Origin of the sequence: Cellulomonas wangleii (assembly GCF_018388445.1) — a bacterium.
Taxonomy (GTDB): domain Bacteria; phylum Actinomycetota; class Actinomycetes; order Actinomycetales; family Cellulomonadaceae; genus Cellulomonas; species Cellulomonas wangleii.
Window position 1 is genome coordinate 287178 of the sequence record NZ_CP074405.1, and the last position, 18547, is coordinate 305724.

24 protein-coding genes are annotated in these 18547 nt (G+C 74.9%); 11 read left to right on the forward strand and 13 right to left on the reverse strand.

Features of this window, described 5'->3' with window-relative positions; all coding sequences use genetic code 11:
- The first annotated feature begins 35 nt into the window (after positions 1–35).
- The 3 genes from KG103_RS01340 to KG103_RS01350 all read left to right on the forward strand — a co-directional run bounded on the left by KG103_RS01340 (position 36) and on the right by KG103_RS01350 (position 2803).
- Positions 36–845 (forward strand): alpha/beta fold hydrolase, encoded by an 810-nt coding sequence (locus KG103_RS01340; RefSeq protein WP_207341730.1) that lies wholly within the window; start codon positions 36–38, stop codon positions 843–845.
- A 106-nt stretch (positions 846–951) separates the two neighbouring features.
- Positions 952–1971, forward strand: a complete 1020-nt coding sequence (locus KG103_RS01345; protein WP_207341731.1) for a zinc-dependent alcohol dehydrogenase family protein — start codon at positions 952–954, stop codon at positions 1969–1971.
- 58 nt (positions 1972–2029) lie between these two features.
- Complete coding sequence (locus KG103_RS01350) at positions 2030–2803, forward strand: DinB family protein (RefSeq protein WP_207341732.1); 774 nt, start codon at positions 2030–2032, stop codon at positions 2801–2803.
- On the opposite strand, the gene KG103_RS01355 is transcribed toward KG103_RS01350, so the two are convergent.
- Together KG103_RS01355 and KG103_RS19055 are read right to left on the reverse strand one after the other, a co-directional pair.
- Positions 2776–3324, reverse strand: a complete 549-nt coding sequence (locus KG103_RS01355) for a hypothetical protein (protein ID WP_207341733.1) — start codon at positions 3322–3324, stop codon at positions 2776–2778. The genes KG103_RS01350 and KG103_RS01355 overlap by 28 nt on opposite strands.
- A 100-nt stretch (positions 3325–3424) precedes the next feature.
- Positions 3425–4267 (reverse strand): alpha/beta fold hydrolase, encoded by an 843-nt coding sequence (locus KG103_RS19055; protein ID WP_207341734.1) that lies wholly within the window; start codon positions 4265–4267, stop codon positions 3425–3427.
- Between the two features lie 64 nt (positions 4268–4331).
- Between KG103_RS19055 and yidD the strand changes: the two genes are divergently transcribed.
- On the forward strand, positions 4332–4622 hold the full coding sequence (gene yidD, locus KG103_RS01365; RefSeq protein WP_207341735.1) for a membrane protein insertion efficiency factor YidD: 291 nt from the start codon (positions 4332–4334) through the stop codon (positions 4620–4622).
- Positions 4623–4722: 100 nt separating this feature from the next.
- Here yidD and KG103_RS01370 read toward each other — a convergent pair whose 3' ends face one another.
- Positions 4723–5550 (reverse strand): TspO/MBR family protein, encoded by an 828-nt coding sequence (locus KG103_RS01370; protein WP_243656515.1) that lies wholly within the window; start codon positions 5548–5550, stop codon positions 4723–4725.
- Positions 5551–5717: 167 nt separating this feature from the next.
- On the opposite strand from KG103_RS01370, the gene KG103_RS01375 reads away from it, so the two are divergent.
- The gene (locus KG103_RS01375; protein ID WP_207341736.1) at positions 5718–6215 is read left to right on the forward strand and encodes a DUF3995 domain-containing protein; all 498 of its coding nucleotides are present in this window, start codon (positions 5718–5720) and stop codon (positions 6213–6215) included.
- A 36-nt stretch (positions 6216–6251) separates the two neighbouring features.
- Here KG103_RS01375 and KG103_RS01380 read toward each other — a convergent pair whose 3' ends face one another.
- Positions 6252–6632 (reverse strand): hypothetical protein, encoded by a 381-nt coding sequence (locus KG103_RS01380; protein WP_207341737.1) that lies wholly within the window; start codon positions 6630–6632, stop codon positions 6252–6254.
- Positions 6633–6707: 75 nt separating this feature from the next.
- Here KG103_RS01380 and KG103_RS01385 point away from each other — a divergent pair, with 75 nt between their 5' ends.
- Positions 6708–7532 carry a hypothetical protein gene (locus KG103_RS01385; protein WP_207341738.1) on the forward strand — a complete coding sequence of 275 codons (825 nt, stop codon included), beginning with the start codon at positions 6708–6710 and terminating at the stop codon, positions 7530–7532.
- A gap of 55 nt (positions 7533–7587) precedes the next feature.
- Here KG103_RS01385 and KG103_RS01390 read toward each other — a convergent pair whose 3' ends face one another.
- On the reverse strand, positions 7588–8499 hold the full coding sequence (locus KG103_RS01390) for a fructosamine kinase family protein (protein ID WP_207341941.1): 912 nt from the start codon (positions 8497–8499) through the stop codon (positions 7588–7590).
- Between the two features lie 152 nt (positions 8500–8651).
- On the opposite strand from KG103_RS01390, the gene KG103_RS01395 reads away from it, so the two are divergent.
- A complete protein-coding gene (locus tag KG103_RS01395; RefSeq protein WP_207341739.1) occupies positions 8652–9044 on the forward strand; it encodes a cupin domain-containing protein in 393 nt (130 codons plus the stop codon).
- Positions 9045–9153: 109 nt separating this feature from the next.
- Here the strand turns inward: KG103_RS01395 and KG103_RS01400 are convergent, their stop codons facing one another.
- A complete protein-coding gene (locus KG103_RS01400; protein ID WP_207341740.1) occupies positions 9154–10089 on the reverse strand; it encodes an alpha/beta fold hydrolase in 936 nt (311 codons plus the stop codon).
- A gap of 75 nt (positions 10090–10164) precedes the next feature.
- On the opposite strand from KG103_RS01400, the gene KG103_RS01405 reads away from it, so the two are divergent.
- From KG103_RS01405 to KG103_RS01415, 3 genes are all read left to right on the forward strand, one after another.
- A complete protein-coding gene (locus tag KG103_RS01405) occupies positions 10165–10641 on the forward strand; it encodes a MarR family winged helix-turn-helix transcriptional regulator (RefSeq protein ID WP_207341741.1) in 477 nt (158 codons plus the stop codon).
- Between the two features lie 322 nt (positions 10642–10963).
- Entirely contained in the window at positions 10964–11323 is a 360-nt protein-coding gene (locus KG103_RS01410; RefSeq protein WP_207341742.1) for a hypothetical protein, read from the forward strand.
- A gap of 34 nt (positions 11324–11357) precedes the next feature.
- Entirely contained in the window at positions 11358–12029 is a 672-nt protein-coding gene (locus KG103_RS01415; protein ID WP_207341743.1) for a GOLPH3/VPS74 family protein, read from the forward strand.
- Between the two features lie 25 nt (positions 12030–12054).
- Here KG103_RS01415 and KG103_RS01420 read toward each other — a convergent pair whose 3' ends face one another.
- On the reverse strand, positions 12055–13578 hold the full coding sequence (locus KG103_RS01420) for an SDR family NAD(P)-dependent oxidoreductase (RefSeq protein WP_207341744.1): 1524 nt from the start codon (positions 13576–13578) through the stop codon (positions 12055–12057).
- Between the two features lie 143 nt (positions 13579–13721).
- Positions 13722–14393: a GNAT family N-acetyltransferase gene (locus KG103_RS01425; protein ID WP_249670694.1), complete on the reverse strand. Its 672-nt coding sequence runs from the start codon at positions 14391–14393 to the stop codon at positions 13722–13724.
- 169 nt (positions 14394–14562) lie between these two features.
- Between KG103_RS01425 and KG103_RS01430 the strand changes: the two genes are divergently transcribed.
- Positions 14563–15438 carry an alpha/beta fold hydrolase gene (locus KG103_RS01430; RefSeq protein WP_207341745.1) on the forward strand — a complete coding sequence of 292 codons (876 nt, stop codon included), beginning with the start codon at positions 14563–14565 and terminating at the stop codon, positions 15436–15438.
- 259 nt (positions 15439–15697) lie between these two features.
- Here KG103_RS01430 and KG103_RS01435 read toward each other — a convergent pair whose 3' ends face one another.
- From KG103_RS01435 to KG103_RS01455, 5 genes are all read right to left on the reverse strand, one after another.
- Positions 15698–16189, reverse strand: a complete 492-nt coding sequence (locus KG103_RS01435; protein ID WP_207341746.1) for a hypothetical protein — start codon at positions 16187–16189, stop codon at positions 15698–15700.
- Complete coding sequence (locus KG103_RS01440; protein WP_207341747.1) at positions 16167–16646, reverse strand: hypothetical protein; 480 nt, start codon at positions 16644–16646, stop codon at positions 16167–16169. The genes KG103_RS01435 and KG103_RS01440 overlap by 23 nt, the downstream gene beginning before the upstream one ends.
- Positions 16643–17230: a hypothetical protein gene (locus KG103_RS01445; protein ID WP_207341748.1), complete on the reverse strand. Its 588-nt coding sequence runs from the start codon at positions 17228–17230 to the stop codon at positions 16643–16645. Before KG103_RS01445 ends, KG103_RS01440 begins: the two co-directional genes overlap by 4 nt.
- A 66-nt stretch (positions 17231–17296) precedes the next feature.
- A complete protein-coding gene (locus KG103_RS01450) occupies positions 17297–17740 on the reverse strand; it encodes a hypothetical protein (protein ID WP_207341749.1) in 444 nt (147 codons plus the stop codon).
- Between the two features lie 86 nt (positions 17741–17826).
- Positions 17827–18318, reverse strand: coding sequence for a hypothetical protein (locus KG103_RS01455; RefSeq protein ID WP_207341750.1), 492 nt, complete (start codon positions 18316–18318; stop codon positions 17827–17829).
- Between the last annotated feature and the right edge of the window lie 229 nt (positions 18319–18547).

Consider the following 18547-nt stretch of genomic DNA (forward strand, 5'->3'; position numbering starts at 1 on the left):
TGCACGCCGGGACGCACCGGGTTAGCGTCGGCGGCGTGTACCGCGAGGTCGGGGGCGTCCGCGTGCACCACGTCGAGCACGGCGGCGGGGTGCCGTTCGTGGTGCTGCACGGCGCCGGCGTCGACCACCGCGAGGTCGTCGGGGCGCTCGAGCCCGCGCTCGCGGACCTCGCGGGCGTCCGGCGCGTCTACCCGGACCTGCCCGCGCACGGTCGTACCGCCGCACCCGCTCACCTGACCAGCGGTGACGACGTCGTCGAGGTGCTGCTGCGGTTCGTCGACCGGGTCACCGGCGGCGGGCCGTTCGTCATCGCCGGGCACTCCCTGGGCGGGTACCTGGCGCGCGCCGTGGCCGCCCGGCGGCCCGACCGGGTCGTCGGCCTCGCGCTCGTCTGCCCGGCCGGCCGCACGGCCCGGGACGTCCCGCCGCACCGGGTGCTGCACGACGAGCCCGGTGCCGCGGACGCGCTGGACCGTGCCGACGTGCCGGGGTTCGAGGAGTACCTCGTCGTGCGCACCGCCCGGACCGCCCGGGCGTACCGGGACCACGTGCTGCCCGGCGCCCGGCTGTGCGACGAGGAGGGGTTCGGCCAGGTGTACGGGCGCTGGGAGCTGCGTGACGCCCCCGACGCCGACGCACCGCAGCCCTACCCGACGCTGGTGCTCGCGGGCCGGCACGACGCCTCCGTGGGGTGGGCCGACGCCGTGCGGCTGCTCGACGTCTACCCGCGTGCCTCGCTCACCGTGGCCGACGGCGCGGGCCACGCGCTGCTCCACGAGCAGCCCGACCTGGTCGCCGCGCTGCTGCGGCACTGGCTCGCGGGGCTCGCGCTCCCGGCCGCCTGAGGCGACCGGACGGACCCTGCGCGTGCGGGGTGTGGCCCGCCTCCGCATGCTGGGGACGGCGGCGCCGTCCGGATCCGCCACCGCCAGCCGGCAGGGGGGCGCCGCGATGCGTGCAGTCGTCATGGAACGACCCGGGGAGGTCCGCGTCGTCGACCGGGAGCAGCCGAGGATCGAGGAGCCGACCGACGCCGTCATCGAGGTGACCGCGACCTGCATCTGCGGCTCCGACCTGTGGCCCTACCGGGGGATCGAGGCCGTCGACCACGCGTGGATGGGCCACGAGTACGTCGGGGTCGTGCGCGAGGTCGGGCCGCAGGTGCGCGACGTGCGGGTGGGGCAGTTCGTCGTCGGGTCGTTCTTCGCGTCCGACGGCACGTGCGAGATCTGCCGCTCCGGGTACCAGTCGCACTGCGTGCAGCGGGTGCCCATGGGGTCGATCGGCACCCAGGCGCAGTACGCGCGCATCCCGCTGGCCGACGGCACGCTGGTCGCGACGCCGGGCATGCCGGACGCCGACCTGGTGCCGTCGCTGCTGGCCGCGTCCGACGTGCTGGGAACCGGGTGGTTCGCGGCGGTGGCCGCCGAGGCCGGGCCCGGGAAGACGGTCGCGGTGGTCGGTGACGGGGCCGTGGGCCTGCTCGGCGTCCTGGCGGCGCGGCAGCTCGGCGCCGAGCGCGTGATCGCCATGTCCCGGCACGCCGACCGGCAGGCGCTCGCGCGCGAGCTCGGAGCGACCGAGATCGTCGAGGAGCGTGGCGACGCGGGGGTGGCGCACATCAAGGACCTCACCGACGGGCTGGGCGCGCACAGCGTCGTCGAGGCCGTCGGCACGCAGGAGTCGATGATGCAGGCGATCGGGTCGACCCGGCCCGGTGGGCACGTCGGGTACGTCGGCGTCTCGCACGGCGTCTCCCTGCCCGGGCAGGAGCTGTTCTTCTCCGGCGTGCACCTGCACGGCGGGCCGGCTCCGGTGCGCAGGTTCCTGCCGGACCTGATCCGCCGGATCTGGGACCGGACCATCGACCCCGGACGGGTCTTCGACCTCACCCTCTCGCTCGAGCAGGCCGCCGAGGGCTACCGTGCGATGGACGAGCGGCGGGCGACGAAGGTGCTGCTGACCGTGTGAGGGGCGAGCGCGCCCGCGGACGGCGCGGGGCACTGTCGGGACGACGAGGGGGTCGGGGATGACCGTGCCGGGACCTGACGACGACCTGCGCGGCGCGCACCTCACGGGCGTCGACCTGCGGGGGGCGCGGTTCGTGCGTGCCGACCTGTCCGGCGTCGTCATGCGGGGCGTCGAGGTCGACGGCGCCGAGATCGACTCGCCGTGGCTCGTGGAGAGCGGGAGCCTGCTGGTCAACGGCGTCGACGTCGTGCCGTTCGTCGACGCCGAGCCGGACCGACGGTTCCCGGGGCGCGAGCTGCGCCGCGCATCCGACCCCGACGGGCTGCGCGCGGCGTGGGCGGCGCTCGAGCGCACGTGGGAGGCGACCCTCGCACGGGCCGCCGCCATGCCGCCGGGCACGGTCGACGTGCAGGTCGACGGCGAGTGGTCGTTCGCCCAGACGCTGCGTCACCTGGTCATGGCCACGGACACGTGGCTGCGACGGGCCGTGCTGGGCGTCGAGCAGCCGTTCCACCCGCTCGGTCACCCGAACGAGGAGTACGAGGCCGACGGCAACGACCCGTCGGTGTTCGCCCCGGGGACCCCCGCGTACGACGACGTGCTGGCGGTCCGCGCCGAGCGTGTCGCCATGGTGCGTGACTACCTGGCCGACGTCACGGTCGACGACCTCGCGGTGGAGCGCCGCAACCCCTGGGCGCCGCAGTACCCCGAGACGACGCTGTCGTGCCTGCACACGATCCTCGAGGAGGAGTGGGAGCACCACCGGTACGCGGTGCGGGACCTCGACGCGATCGAGGCGGGCGGTCAGCCCGCGGCGACGTCGAGCGTGTAGACCGCCTCGACGGTGAACCCGTGACCGTCGCCGCCCCTGATCACGACCTCGTGGCGACCGGCGGGCAGCGGTGGGACCAGGCCCCACAGCCCCCACATCGCCATGGGGACGATCCGGCGGGTCTGCGTGACGGGGTTGTCCTCCGAGCCCGCGAGGTCCACGGCGTCGACGACGACCTCCCGCAGCTCGACGTCCGCGCCGTCCACGGTGATCCGGCCGAACCCGTCACCCAGCACCGGCGGACCGTCACCCGCCGGTCCCCACATGTTGACCGCGGGGCCGTACAGCGGCCGCCCGGCCGGCACCGTGCAGTCCCGCTGCACCGGCCCGCCGAACGTCCCGGCGAGGAACCAGACGTCGTCCGGCTGGTCCCGGCCGGCGTGCTCGCCGTTGAGGTCGGCGACCGGCGAGGTCGCCCAGTCCTGACCCGCGACCCAGCGGAGCCAGCGCGCAGCCAGGTCCTCGGGGGAGCCCGTCGGGTACGGGACGGGCGCGGGCCGGCGGCGCGGGAAGAGGAGCATGGCCAGAACGTAGTGGCCGGCGGTGCCCGGTGGGGCCGGAACCGGTGGTCGATCGGCGTCGGTCCGTCCCGGGGGTGGTCGCACCGTCCGCCGACGGCGGTCAGCCGGGCAGCACCTCGGCCAGGAAGCCGTCGACCACGCCCCGGAACGCGGCGGGCTGCTCCACCCACGGGTAGTGCCCGCACGCCGCCAGCACGGCGAGCCGACCGGCGGGCAGCGCGGCGGCGAGCGCTGCGACCGGGGTGACACCGGTGAGGGCGTCCTCGGCGCCGGCGACCACGAGCGTGGGGACGGTCAGCGTCGGCAGGCCCGCACGCAGGTCGTCGGGCGGCGGTCCCGCGAGGTACGCCCGGGCGGCCGCCAGGTGCCACCGGCCGGCGGCGGCGTGCTCCCGCTCCGCGGGTCCCCACGCGGCGTACCCGGCGGGCGCACCCGCCCGCTGCCACGCGTCGTAGGCCTGTGCGCTGCTCGTGTCGGCGCCGCCCTCGAGCACCGCCACCGCGGACCGGAACACGGGGTCGTCCGCGCGCCGGGCGGCCACCGCCTCCGCGTCGGAGGCGACGTCCACCAGCGACGCCGCCGACGGCGTGACGAGGACGAGCCCGGCCAGGCCCGGGAACCGCAGCGCGTGGCCCAGCGCCTGGCGTGCTGCCGCCGAGTGCGCCAGCAGGACGACGCGCGACGCACCCAGGTGCAGGCGCAGGTCCTGCACGTCCTGGGCCTGCGCCCACCACGAGGCGTGGGCGGGGTCCAGCGGGGAGCGGCCGACGCCACGGGGGTGGGGTACGACGAGCCGCCGGGCCCCGGCCAGGCCGGCCAGGTCACCGAGGTACGCGGGGTCGCGCGCGGGCCCGCCCGGCAGTGCGATCACGACGGGGGCGTCGGCGGGGCCGTGGGCGTCGTACGTGAGCTCGGTGCCGTCCGCTGCCGCGTAGGTGGCCACGCGGTGACCGTAGCGGCAAGGCGCTCGCCGCGCGCACCGCGCGCACCCGACCTACCTTGTGGCGATGACTCCTGCCGCTCATGCCGTCGACCGTCTGATCGCCGCGTACCAGCGGTCCGTCTCGCCCCGCAAGGGCTTCAGCTGTGCCTACCGCGTCGCCCACGGCGACGCGTCCTGCTCCGGCGTCGTCCGCCAGGCCGTGCGCAGCCGCGGGGTCACCCGTGCGGTGGTGCCGGCCGTCGTGCAGCTCGTGGCCTGCTACCAGGCGGCGACGATGCTCGCGCAGTCCGACGTCAGCGGCGTCTGCTGCTGCGGTGGCATCCCCATCCCGTTCCGGTTCCCGTTCCGCTCCTGAGCGCAGCCCGGCGCGGCGGACCTGCGTCCGCAGCGCACGCGACCGCGCGGACGGGCCGCCCCCTCCGGGACCCGTCCGCGCGATCCGTCGCCCCGTCGCCTCAGCGGCGGCGGGCGGTCAGTGTCGCGACGACCGGCGCCAGGAAGGCGACGCCGGCGGCGACGAAGGCGGCTGTGGCGACGGTCTCGTCGACCAGCGGGCCGTTGGTGCGTCCGATGCCGATCCACGTCAGGCCCCAGGCCATCGCGAGGCCGACGGGGATGACGAGGGCCGGGCGCCGGCGGCCGTAGGCGCCGTACGCGATGGCGAGCAGCGCGGCGGCCGAGACGAGCACGACGGACCAGCCCGTCGCCCCGAGGCCCAGCTCGCCGACGTCCGCGATCGCCAGGAACGCCGCGGTGTTGGCGAGCGTCGCGACGCTGACCCAGCCGAGGTAGAGGCCGACGGTCAGGTCGGTGACCACCGAGGGCAGCGTCGTGGTGTGGTTCATCCGGACGAGCTTGACGAACATCGTCGCGAGGACCGCGAGCAGCACGATGATGACGAGGTCGCTGCCGCCGACCGACCCGGCCTGGACGACCGCGATCCACAGCGCGTTGAGCAGCATCGACGCCAGCACCCACCAGGCGATGGCGCGCAGCCGACGGTCGGTCGCCTGGCGGGGCAGCGCCTGGACGATCGCGAACACCGCCAGGCCCGTGTAGATGACGGACCAGATCGAGAAGGCGGGGCTGTCGGGGGCCACGGGCGTCGCCGTGGCGGACAGGGAGCCGCCCGCGGCCTCGGCGATCGGCTGCCCGCCGAACGCGCCCGAGCCGACGGTCGCACCGACGATGGCGATCACGGCGCCGACGAGGACCGTGACCTGACGGACCCGGTCCTGGGACGTGGTGCGGCCGACTGAGGCGGCGGGGTTCATGGTCTCCATGGCACCAGAGTGACAACAGTCAGCACGCTGAGCATCTTGAGAGACGTCCGGATCTGCCTGGATCGTCCCACGGTCGGGGGTGGGGCGCCCGCCACGTCGACCGCGGGGGCGTCGTCACCTGCCGCCCGCGCTGCGTGCGGCCCCGGCCGTGGCTAGCGTGACGAGGCATGGGTCCGGAGCATCGGGCGTGGGTGCCGCCCGCGTGGGTGGCGTGGGGCGCGGTCGTGGCCGCGTTCGCGTTCGCCGCGGTGAGCCTGCTCTGGGCGACGGGCAGCACGCTCGGCCTGGACACCCTCGGCGGGACGGTCGAGCGGCTCGGGCGTGCACGTGACCCGGCGCTGCTCTCCGCGAACGCGGTGGCGCTCGTGCTCAAGGTGCTGGGCGGGGTGCTGGCCCTCGCGCTGGTCCAGCCATGGGGTCGCAGGCTGCCGCGCCGACCCCTGCTGTCGCTCGGCTGGGCGGGGGCGGCGGTCCTCGTCGTCTACGGCGTGCTGCAGGTGACGTCCGTGGCGCTCGTCGCGGCGCACGTCGTCGTGCCCGACGAGGTGCTCTCCGCCCGGGCCCTGCGGTGGCGGTTGCTGCTGTGGGAGCCGTGGTTCCTGGTCTGGGGCGTGCTGCTGGCCGGTGCCACGCTGCGTCACCAGCGGCTGAGGCCGGCGTCCTGACGTGGCCCCGAGTCCGATGTCGGGAACTCGCGGACGTCAGTCCAGCCAGCGGGCCGCGGCGTCGTAGACGTCGTCCGGCACGGTGTTGAACGCGATCGCCGCCTGCGGCGCGTGCCGGTGCACCAGGTTGACGACGCGCTCGAACAGCTCGAGCAGGTCCTCACGCTTGCGGATGCCGCCGCCGACCACCACCACCTGCCAGGCGCGGGACCGGAGCGCGTCGGTGACGACCTGCTCGACGTCGTCGCTCCCGTCGAGAGCGACCAGGCACCGGACCGCGGTGACGCCGGCCTCGTCGAAGCGCGTCATCCCCTGGGCCACCGCGCGCGCGACCGGCTCGGGGTCCCAGGGGCCGGGCGCCCGGTAGGGGTCCAGACCGATCACGAGCACGCCCGGATCGGGGGTGGTGGCGCTCACCTCCTCACGGTAGGCGCCGCGCGTCGGTGCCGAAACCCCCCACGCGGCGCGACCGCGAACCCCTACTGTCACGCCATGGCTGCGAACTTCACCTGCATCGGTCTGGACGCCACGGCACCGGGTGACCTCGACCGCATCCTGGAAGCGGCCGGGGCGGGCGCGACGCCGCTCGGTGAGCGGGACGGCATCACGGTGATGCGCTGGCAGGACGACGGAGGTGCCCGGCTCGTCCTGGAGGTCGACCGGCAGCGGCGGGTCCTCGCCGTGACACCGTCGTTCGCGGCCGAGGCGGGTGCGGAGGTCGCGTCGCTCGGCCACCTCAACCAGCAGGTGTGGAGTGCCGACGTCCTGCAGGGCGGGGAGAAGGTCACCGCACTCGCTGCGGACGTCGAGCAGTCGGCCCTGCTGGACCCGTCCGCCCCGCGCGGTGGTCGTGCCGCGGTCGTCGCCTTCGGCTCGCAGGTCCAGGTCCTCCCCGACGTGCAGGCGTTCGGCTCGTCGCCGGCCTCGCTGCTGAGCCCCGACAAGGAGGACCACGGTGAGCCGCCGGCGCACTACGTGGAACAGGGCTGGCCCTGGCCCCCGCGGATGGGCCCGGAGTCGTTCGTCTCCTACGGCGTCTTCGGCGACCCGGCCGGGGCCGAGGCGTACGCCCGGCTCAACGGCACGGTGCTGCACTCGCGGACCTGCCGCACGGCGCTCACCGGTGGGACGTTCCACGTCGCGCGCGTGCGGACCGTTGGGTTCGAGGCGGACGTGTGCCTCGCCGCGTCGGAGCACCCGCAGGCGCCCGCGCCGGGAGCGGTGCTCGCCGGGGTCGTCTACCTCGTGATGTCGCTGGAGGACGCCCCCGCGCCGGAGGCCCGCGCTGCCCGCCGGCGGTGGTCGCTCCGGCGGTGACCCCGGGGCGGGTGGCGGGGCGGCTGCGCGCGCCGGACGGACGGACGACGTCGCCTCAGGCTCGGCGGCGGAACGGCGCGAGCGTCGCGCGCAGGGCGTCGGCCGCGCCCCAGTCGTCGTCGAACTGCGCCACGACGGCGAGGTGCTGGCGCAGCTGGAGGATCGGCATCCGCTCGCGCCACCCGTCGTCGAGGCCCGTCAGCTCGGCGTAGAGCGGGAAGAAGCGGTCGGCCTCGGGCGGTGGGGCGGTCGTCCAGACGTGCGCGAGGTCGACGTCGGCCCACGTGTAGGAGACGGCCGGGTCGATGAGTGCGGGCGTCCCGTCGGCCGTGGCCATGACGTTGCCCGCCCACAGGTCGCCGTGCACCAGGCAGGCCGGGCGCACCGGCAGCAGCTCGGGCAGCCGCGCGCACAGGTGCTCCAGCGCCGCGCGGTCGCCCGTGTCCAGGGCGGCGGCGACCCGGGGCTCGTCCAGCCACCGCAGCAGCCGGTGCTGCGCGAAGAACTCGAACCCGTCGTCGTGCCACGTGTTGACCTGGCGGCGCCGGCCGAGCCAGTTGTCGCGGTGCCACCCGAACCGGGAGTGCGTGGTCGTCGTGTGCAGACGGGCCAGGACGTGCGCGCACCGTTCCCAGAACGCCGCGTCGGCCGGCCGCGGGCGCAGGGGCTCGAGCACGAGCAGGTCGGCTGCGACGAGGACGACCCGCGGCGTCGCCGCCCCGCCGAGCGTGCGCAGGGCATCCAGGCCCTCGGCCTCCGCGGCGAACGCGTCGTCCGACGGCGACTCGACGAACCCCTTGACGAACACGGACGTCCCGTCCGCGCGGCGCGCCAGACCCGCGACGGCGGCCTGTCCGCCCGCCGCGTGCTCGACAGCGACGACGTCCGTCAGCCCGGCCGCGTGCAGGCGCCGCAGCAGCAGGGCCGTCGCGTCGGACCGCGCGGTGCCGCCGTCCTCGTGCTCCATCGTCACGGGACGGGACGGTACCGCGCCGCACGGTGACCGACCCCGTGCAGGGGCGGACATCCGCGGACAGACCACCCGTTCCGCAGGCGGGATCGCGCCGCCCGCAGCAGGATGACCAGCGACACCGACCCCCAGCGAGAGGTGAGACACCCGTGGAGCACTGGACGATCGCGACCGTCGCGCAGCAGAGCCCGGACTTCCGGCGCGTGCTGTGGACCGGCAAGCACAGCCAGCTCGTCATCATGACGATCCCGCCGGGCGGGGAGATCGGTGAGGAGGTCCACGAGGACATCGACCAGATCCTCACGTTCGTCTCCGGCACCGGCAAGGCGGTCGTCTCCGGCCAGGAGCGCAACGTCGCGCAGGGCGACCTCGTCGTCGTCCCGGCCGGGCGGACGCACAACTTCCTCAACACCGGCGAGAACCCGCTGATCCTCTACACGGTCTACGGCCCGCCGGAGCACGCCGACGGTGCGGTGCACCGCACCAAGGAGGAGGCGGACGCCGCCGAGGAGGCGGGGAAGGACGAGCCGCCGACGGAGTGAGCTGGCGCGGCGCCGGGACCAGGAGCCCGGCGCCGCCCGCCCGCCGCGGCGGCCGGGCCCGTGCGACGCCCTGCGGTCGGGCGGGCTCGGTCGTCGTGCGGTCCGAGCGTCAGCTCCTGGTGCGCTCGGCGGCCTCGGCGTCCACGCCGGCGACGAAGTGCAGCAGCGCGTCGGCCAGGCGGTCCGGCGCCTCGAGCGCGACGTGGTGGCCGACGCCGTCGAGCTGCACGGCCTCGACCCGGCCGGCCGTGACCTGCCGGAACGTGTCGTGCGTGAACGGGCCGCCGCCTGCACCGACGGTCAGGACGGGCATCCGCAGCGGTGAGCGCCCGAGGAGAGCACGCAGCTCGTCGCCCTCGGCGAGCAGCGACCGGTAGAGGCCGGCCGCGCCGCTCCACCCGCCCGGCCGCGCGTACGTCCGGACGAGCTCGTCGAGGTCCGCGGGTCCGACGGCCCCGGGGACGGCGGTCATCCGGCCGAACCAGTCGGCGAGGAACGCCCGCTCGCGGCCGGCCAGCAGCAGCTCGGGGACGCCGGGCGAGGCGAGCGCCCCGATGTGCCACGAGCCGCCGCGCGCGACGTCGGCCAGCGCCTCGAGGCCGAAGCCGGCCAGGCCCGTCTCCACCGCCGTGAGGCTGCGCACGGACTCGGGGTGCGCTGCCGCGAACCGGGTGACCGCGGCACCGCTGAGGTCCTGCGACGTGACGTGCACCGGGCCGAGGTCGAGCTGCTCGACGAGCCGGTGCAGGTCCCTTGCGGCCGCCGCGCTGTCGGCGTCGCCCGTGGTGCCGGCGTCCTCCGCGCCGCCGGAGTCGCCGAACCCGCGCAGGTCCACGGCGACGACGCGGTGGTGCGGGGCCAGCAGCGGCAGGACGCGGCGGAACGCCCACCAGGTCTCCGGGAAGCCGTGCACCAGCAGCACGGGCGAGCCGGTGCTCCCCGCGGACACGGCGTGGAGCGTCACGTCGCCCACATCGACGTGGTGGTGCTCGACGTCGGGTGTGGTCGAGAGGTCGGGCGTGGTCGGGATGGCGGGCGGGTGCATGGGCACTCCTTCGTCAACTCGGTTGTCCATTGTAGCCAACCGGGTTGACGAAAATCGAGACCCTAGGCTGAGCCCATGCCGCGCACCGGTGCCGACCTCGCTCTCCTGCTCCTCGGCGGGTACCGGGCGCTGGTCGACGCCGCGACGGCAGGCCTCGCAGTCGGCGGGCACGGCGACTTCCGCCCCGTGCACGAGTTCGCGATGCGGGCGATCGCCGCCGGTGCCGACGGCGCGACGGAGCTCGGGCGCCGCACCGGCGTCTCCAAGCAGGCCGCCGCCAAGACCATCGCCGTCCTCGTCGAGCGCGGCTACGTCGCCACGGCGCCCGACCCGGCGGACGGACGCCGGACGCGCCTCGAGGTCACGCCGCTGGGACGCGAGGTCCTGCGGCGCGGCGAGGACGCCCTCGACGGGCTGCGCGCGCAGTGGGCCCAGCGGCTGGGCCCGGACCGGCTCGCGGCGCTCGAGGCGGACCTGGCGACGCTGGTCGGCGACCGGGCCGTCGACCCGTCCGCACCCGGGCGGACCACCGAGGACGCCGCCCGGGCCTGAGGCCGGTGCGCGGCCCGAGCAGCGGCTGTTGGCGAGCCCACCACGCCCACCACCGACGCCGGCGCCCTGGCCGAGCACGTCCGCAAGCTGCGCGAGGCGAGCACCGCGCGCACGACCGAAGAGCACACCTCGCTCGAGCGGGGTCAGCGGGCCCTCGACGAGGAGCACGCCCAGCAGGGTGCCCGCAGCCCGGCGCGACGACCACCCGTTCGCAGTCCGCCGCGCGAAGATCAATCCCACGTCGTGACAGGCACCCACCGCCGCCGAGGTAGTAAGGCGACGCCGAGCGACGGCCGTCAGCCGTGTGGTGGAGTAGCGCCTCGTGACCAGCCCGTCGCTGCGCGACCAGAAGCTCGTCGAGCTGTACCAGAACACCCTTGGGGCAGTGGCGTTCCTGGACGAGTCCTACCGGGCCCGCCCGGTGGACGGTCAGCCGCCGTTCTACTCGATGAGCGCGGTCACCTTCGCCACCGATCAGCTCGACCACGTCCGTGAGGTCCTGACCGACATCGCCGGCGGCCTGTCGGCGGCCGCGCGCAGCTGCCGCAGCCGCTCCATCGTCCCAGGCCCCAGCCCGCCGCGTCGAGCGGGCTCCGGTCGGCCATCGCGCCACGGTGACGGGGCACGGCCGGGGGCCGCCGCGGGGTGCGACACGACACCGCCATCTCCGTCGCGCGGATGATGCGTCCGCCGCAGCGCGTCCCTAGCGTGACCGCATGCTCATGGCCGAGGACGTCCTGCTGCTGCTCACCGACGACACCACCGGGAGGTCGCTGGTCGACGGGACCCGCCGCGACATCGCCGTGGCGGGCGCGGTGATCGCGGAGCTCGCGGCCGCCGGGCGGCTGGAGGCCGTGACCGCCGGCGGCGTGCTGCGCCGCACGACGCTGCAGGTCGTCCCCGGGCCCGCGGTCGGGGACGACGTCCTCGACGAGGCCCTTGCGCGCGTCGGCGCCGGCAACGGGTCGCCGGCCGCGGTGCTCGACCGGATCCGCAAGGGCCTGCGGGAGCGGCTCTACGCGCGGCTCGTCGAGCGCGGCGTGCTGCGGGCGCAGGAGGGGCGGGTCCTCGGGATCTTCCCGACGTCCTCGTGGCCGGCGGTCGACGGGCTGCACGAGGCGGAGGTCCGCCGCGGGCTGCACGAGGTGCTGGTGGCGGGACGTGCGCCCACCCCGCACGAGGCGTCCGTCGTGGCGCTGCTCTCGGCGGTCGACGCCCTGCCCAAGGTGCTGCCGGGCACCGGCCTGCCGAACCGCGAGCTGCGCGCCCGGGGCAAGCGGGTCGCCGAGGGCGACGTCGGCGGCGAGGCGGCGCGCAAGGCGTGGGAGGCCGTCCAGGCGACGGCGGCCGCCGCTGGTGCCGCGACGGCGGTGGCCGCCAGCTCGTGATCCGCCGCCCGCTCCGGGCGGCTCCTCACCACTGCGAGCGGGCGTAGTCCTTGAGGAAGCAGCCGTACAGGTCCTCGCCGGCCTCACCGCGCACGATCGGGTCGTAGACGCGTGCGGCGCCGTCGACCAGGTCGAGCGGGGCGTGGAAGCCCTCCTCGGCGAGCCGCACCTTGGTGAAGTGGGGGCGCTCGTCGGTGATCCAGCCGGTGTCGACCGCGGTCATGAGGATGCCGTCGGTCAGCATCTCCGCCGCGCTGGTGCGCGTGAGCATGTTGAGGGCGGCCTTGCTCATGTTGGTGTGCGGGTGGCCCGGGCCCTTGTAGCCGCGGGAGAACACGCCCTCCATCGCGGACACGTTGACGATGTACGTGCGCCGCGCGGGTGACGCGGCCAGCGCGGGGCGCAGACGGCTGATGAGGATGAACGGCGCCGTCTGGTTGCACAGCTGCACCTCGAGCAGCTCCATCGGGTCGACCTGCTCGACCGTCGCGACCCAGGAGTTGGTCTCGGCGACGTCGGGGATCAGGCCGCCGGCGTCGATGGACGTGCCGGCGACGAGCCGCTCGAGGCTCGCGGCCTGCGCCGTGAGGGACTGCGCGACCAGCTCGTCCGCGGCGCGGGTCGCCCGCTCGATCGCGAGCGCAGGGCTGGTGAGCTCGCTGACGGACCCGGCCAGGGCGCGCGGGTGCGCGTCGCTGGTGTGCCCGAACGTGGTGACCATCGCGGCGGCCTCGGCCGGCAGGGGCGCGGCCTCCGCCTCCGCGAGCTGGGCGTACGCGCCCGGCGACCGGCGCACGGTCTGGGCGGCGTTGTTGATGAGGATGTCGAGCGGGCCCTGCGCGGCGACGTGGTCGGCGAGCGACACCACCTGCGACGGGTCGCGCAGGTCGATGCCGACCACGTGCAGCCGGTCCATCCAGTCGGACGAGTCGGCCATCGCGCCGAACCGGCGGACCGCGTCCCGCGGGAACCGCGTGGTGATCGTCAGGTCCGCGCCGTCGCGCAGCAGCCGCAGCGCGATGTACATGCCGATCTTCGCGCGCCCGCCGGTGAGCAGCGCCCGGCGGCCCGTGAGGTCGGTCCGGGCGTCCCGCTTGGCGTGGTGCAACGCCGCGCACGCCGGGCAGAGCTGGTGGTAGAACGCGTCGACGACCGTGTAGTCCTCCTTGCAGACGTAGCACGGACGCGGCTTGAGCAGGGTGCCGGCGATCGCCCCGGTGGCTGACGACGACAGCGGGATGCCGTTGGTCTCGTCGTCGATCCGCCCCGGGCTGCCGGTGGCGGTGGCCGCGATGACGGCGGCGTCGGCGTCGGCCAGCAGGCGCCGCTTCTCGCCCCGGCGGTGCTTCTTCGCGGCCTTGAACAGGCCCGACGCGGCGCGTCGGGCGGCCGCGTGCTGCGGGTGGTCCTGCGGCAGGACGGCGACCTGGTCCATCACCCGCAGGAACGTCGCGAACTCGGCGGGGTCGACACCGGCGCCGGTCGTCGCGTCGGGGGTGTCGGGGGTGTCGTCGGTGGGGGGCACCGGCGTGGTGGTGTGCGCGGGCATGCGCCGTCCGTCCTGCAGGGGAAGAGCCGTCTCGGGGGGCGAGGGCCGCAGAAATGGTACGCGTCGGGGGTGTGCGCGCCACGGTGGTGCGACCACTGTCACGTTGCCGGGCCAGGTGCAGCCCCCCACCGCCGGCCGCCCGCTCAGTGCGCGGCCAGCACCCGCTGGACGATCCACGCGTGCATGCCGACCTGCCGCACCCGCTCGAAGTCGTACTGGTCGAAGAGCTCGACCGTCCCGCTGAACAGGAAGCGGCCCTGCGCGTCGCGTCCGGCGGTCGTCTCGGAGATCGCCTCGACCAGACCGCCCCCCTGCCGGGCGATGGAGTCGAGCGCACCCTCCAGGGCGACGCGTGCGACGCCCTGCCCCCGGTGGCGCCGGTCGACGTACACGCAGGCGATCCGCCAGTCGGGCACCGGCGGCGGCTCCTGGTCGTACCGGCGGCGGTGCTTGATGTTCGGCAGCTCCTGCGGGCTGCCGTACTGGGCCCAGCCCTGCGCGAGGCCGTCGGCGTCCACGACGAGCGCCGCGTGGGCGCCCCCGGTGCGCACGCGCTGCTCCTTGACGTCCCGGTGGCTGATGCCGCGCTGCCCGCACTCGGGGTGCCAGCCGATGCACCAGCAGCCGCCGAAGATCCCGTTGTTCCGCTCGACGAGCTCGGCGAACGCGTCCCACGTCGAGGCGTCGAGCTCGTGGACGGTCAGGGGCGGCGCGGCGGTCTCCGGTGTCGTCGTGCGGGGTGCGTCGTCGTCGGGCACGGGGACCTCCAGCACCGGCAGCACGGCGGCGAGGTGGGGCGTCGGGTGCGCCACCACGCCGGCCCACCGTCGAGCCGCGGCGTCAGGACCGAGCATGGCAGCGGCCACCGACACCCGCGCCCTCGTCGACGCCGTGCTCCTGCTCGCGCGTGGTGGGCGGAGCCGATGAGTTACGGCGGCCCGCCGGGTCGGAACCGTGTACCCCGCACCCACCCCGGAGGACCCGATGACCGACACCGCGACCTACCGCACCCTCGACGTGCCCGGCGCGACCATCGCCTACGACGTGCGTGGTCCGCTGCCGACGGCGGACGGCCGACCGCCGCTCGTGCTCATCGGCCAGCCGATGGACGCCACCGGGTTCGGCACCCTGGCCTCGCACTTCACCGACCGGACGGTCGTGACGTACGACCCGCGCGGCATCGGCCGCAGCACGCGGGACGACGGGCGCACGGACCACGACCCGGCGGTGCAGGCGCAGGACCTGCACGCGCTGGTCAGCGCGCTGGGGGCCGGCCCGGTCGACCTGCTCGGCAGCAGCGGGGGCGCGATCACAGGTCTCGCCTGGGTCACCGCGTACCCGCAGGACGTCCGCACGCTCGTCGCGCACGAGCCGCCGATCCTCGGGGTGCTGCCCGACGCCGAGAACGCGCGGGCCGCGTCCGCCCGGGCCGACGCCGCCTACCAGGAGCACGGCTGGGGGCACGGCATGGCCGCGTTCATCGCCCTCACGTCGTGGCAGGGCCCGTTCCCCGCGGACTTCCTCGCCGAGCTGCCCGACCCGGCGGCGTTCGGCATGCCCGCGCAGGACGACGGCTCCCGCGACGACCCGCTGCTCTCCGGTGCGTCGGCCCCGGTGACGGCGTACCAGCCGGACGTCGCCGCGCTGCGGTCCTCACCGACGAGCGTCGTGCTCGCCGCCGGGATCGAGAGCGAGGGCATCATCACGTGGCGGTCGACCCACGCGCTCGCAGACCTCCTCGGCACGCAGGTCGCCATCTTCCCGAGCAACCACGGCGGGTTCCTGGGCGACGAGTTCGGGATGCCGGGGCAGCCGGAGGCGTTCGCCGCACGGCTGCGCGAGGTGCTGCCGGAGGCGTGACGTCCGCCGGGCGGACCGGCGTTCAGACGACCGACGCCGCGCCACCCCGGCCTGCAGCGCGGCCGCGGTGATCCCGTCAACGAGGGTGAGCTAACCATCGGTGGCGTTCGGGCTCTTGGCCGACGCGCGGCTCGCGAGCTCGGCGAGCTCCTCGGTGGTCAGCGGTGGCGCGCCGTTCTCGTGGACGTCCGCGATGCGCGCGTCCAGCCATTCGAGGTACTCCCGGCGAGCGGCGCGTGGGGTCCCGGCATCGCGGCGCTCATCGGTTGTTCCACCACTCGGGCGCGATCTCGCCGTAGCCGAAGTCGGTGGGTGACAGCTCGCGGTCTGGGTCCAGCGGGTCGATAACGCGGATCCCGGGTCCGTAGAACCCGAGGTGGGTCGCGTAGACGACGAATGCCTCGGCGGCGACGTGCATGGCCCGGGTGGCGTCCTCCGGCGTCAGCTCGACATGGGGCACCCCCGTCGCCAGCCGGGCGAAGCTGCTCGTGCCCAGTTCCGACAGCGTGGCGAGCGAGTGGGCGCCGTGCTCGTCGTCGCGCCGCGTCACGTGAGCCTCGAGCCCGATGGGGCGCCCGTGCCAGCGCAGCAGGAGGGCCTCGCCCCTCTCCTCGCGACCCACGCCTCCGGCCCTGACCAGGAGGCTGCCGGTCTCGGGGTCCTCGACGTAGAACTTGGAGGCGAGCCTGATCCCTTCACCGAACAACGCGGACAGCCCCGCGTACGACTCACCGACCCGGAACTCGAACACGAGCGCTCCCCTGGCTCCGCCGGTCGTCGAACACGGCCAGCAGCGCGTGCTGGCGGGCCTCGTCGGGCGTGAACCCGTTGGCGAGCGCGTCGCTCCGCGTGTTCTCCCAGGCGCGCACGAGGGAGTCCCGCGAGATGCCGTTGATGGTGTCGACGGCGGTGTCGGCCAGCAGGCCGGGCAGCTCGACGGTCCCGAAGTCGCGGGTCCAGTCGGCGCCGTCCTGCGGCAGCAGGACGATCACGTCGCCCCGTGCTGCGGCCGCGTACCGGGCCGAGGCTGTCGCCCACAGGTCGTTGTTCCACTTGACGCCCGGGTCGAGCGGGTCACCCCAGCCCAGGTCCAGCAGCTGGGTCTCGGTAAGCGGTGCGGCTGTGCCGTCCGCGACCGCGTCGTTGTGGGCGGCGAGCCAGTCGACCATCTCGGCGAGGGACGCTCCGGGCGCCGGCATCGGGTTCATCGGGCACCTCGCGTCACAGGCGCGATCTCGCCGTAGCCGAAGTCCGCGGGCGACAGCTCTCGGGCCGGGTCCAGCGGATCGGTGACGCGGGCGCCCGGGCCGTAGTCGGCGCGGTGGGACTCGTACACGACGCACGCCTCGGCGGCGACGTGCAGTGCGCGCGTCGCGTCCTCCGGCGTCAGGTCGACCAGCGGCACCTTGGCCCGCAGCAGGGCGCCGTGGGACGCGCCGGGCCCGCTGAGCGTGAAGAGGGCGTGGTCGCCGTGCTCGTCGTCGCGGCGGGTGATCCGGTAGTCCACCCCGATGGCCCGCCCGTGCCACCGCAGCACGTAGGAGCCGCCCGGGTTCTCCGGGCCGTCCCCGCCGGCGGGGACCAGGAGGCTGCCGGTCTCGGTGTCCTCGACGTAGGTCCTGTCCGCCAGCGTGACCCCGTCGCCGAACAGCGCGGCGACCTCTCCCACGGTGCGGCCCTTGCGGTACTCGAACACGTGTGCTCCCTCGACACTCGCGGCGGCCACTCTGATCTCTTCGCCGAACGCCGCGGCCAGCCCCGCGGACGACTCACTCACCCGGAACTCGAACACGAGCGCTCCCTGGCTCCGCCGGTGCCGTCGCCGGCCCGGCACTCCGATCACCGGCGCCGGCTGGTGTCACGGCGGCGCGCAGCCGGACAGTAGTGGACGAGTCGGGCCGAGACGCGGTGGCGTGCCGAGAACGCGGTCAATGCGCGCGTGATCCGGGAGCAGGACGATGACGTCGCGTGGGCGGCAGCCACGTAGCGCTCGGACGCCTCGCCCCAGATCCGGTTGACGAAATTCTCCGTCGGCTTGTCGTAACTCCAGTCCAGTGGTTTGCCGCCCGGTCGCGTCCTTATAGGCGTTCTTGAGCTGTGGCGAGTCGATGAGGTACGCGAATGTCGTCTCGTCGATCACGGCTAGCTTCCCGGCCGCATCGGTGGCAAGCCCGATGGCGGACGCATTAGCGTCGTACGGGTTCTTCCCGCTGTAGAAGATCGCGCCGTCGGTGGCGTTCGGGCTCTCGACCGACGCACGGCTCGCGAGCTCGGCGAGCGCGTCGGTGGTCAGGGGGCGCACCGTTCTCGCGGACGTCCGCGTTGCGCGCCTCCAGCCAGGCGATGTACTCGGTGAGCGGCGCGTCGGGGCCCCCCGCATCGCGGCGCTCATCGCTTGCCCCACCGCTCGGGCGTGATCTCGCCGTAGCCGAAGTCGGCGGGTGACAGCTCGTGGTTCGGGTCCAGCGGGTCGGTGACGCGGATACCAGGCCCGTGGTCCTCGCGGTAGGTCGCGTAGACGACGTACGCCTCGGCGGCGACCTGCATGGCCCGGGTGGCGTCCTCCGGTGTCAGCTCGACATGAGGAACCCCCGCCTTCAGCAGGGCGAAGCTGCTCGTGCCCAGCTCCGACAGGGTGGCGAGCGGGTGGGTGCCGTGTTCGTCGTCCCGACGTGTCACGCGGGCTTCGAGCCCGATGGGGCGCCCGTGCCAGCGCAGGACGAGGGTCTCGCCGCTCTCCCCGCGGCCGACGCCTCCGGCTTCGACCAGGAGGCTCCCGGTCTCGGGGTCCTCGACGTAGTACCTGGAGACGAGGCGGATTCCTTCACCGAACAACGCGGCCAGCCCCGCGGACGACTCACTCACCCCGAACTCGAACACGAGCGCTCCCTGGCTCCGTCGGCGCCGTCGCCGGCCCGGCACTCCGATCACTGACGCCGCTGGTGCCGCAGCCACGCGCAGCCCGGACCGTAGTGGACGAGTCGGGCCCAGAAGGTCCCTTTCGCCTGCCATCTCTCTTGAGCGCATGACTTCGTGCGGGAGCCGGCATGGCGGTTCACCCATCCGGTCCAGTCGCAGGTGTCGGTCCGGCGGCGTCGGCGGTGCGACG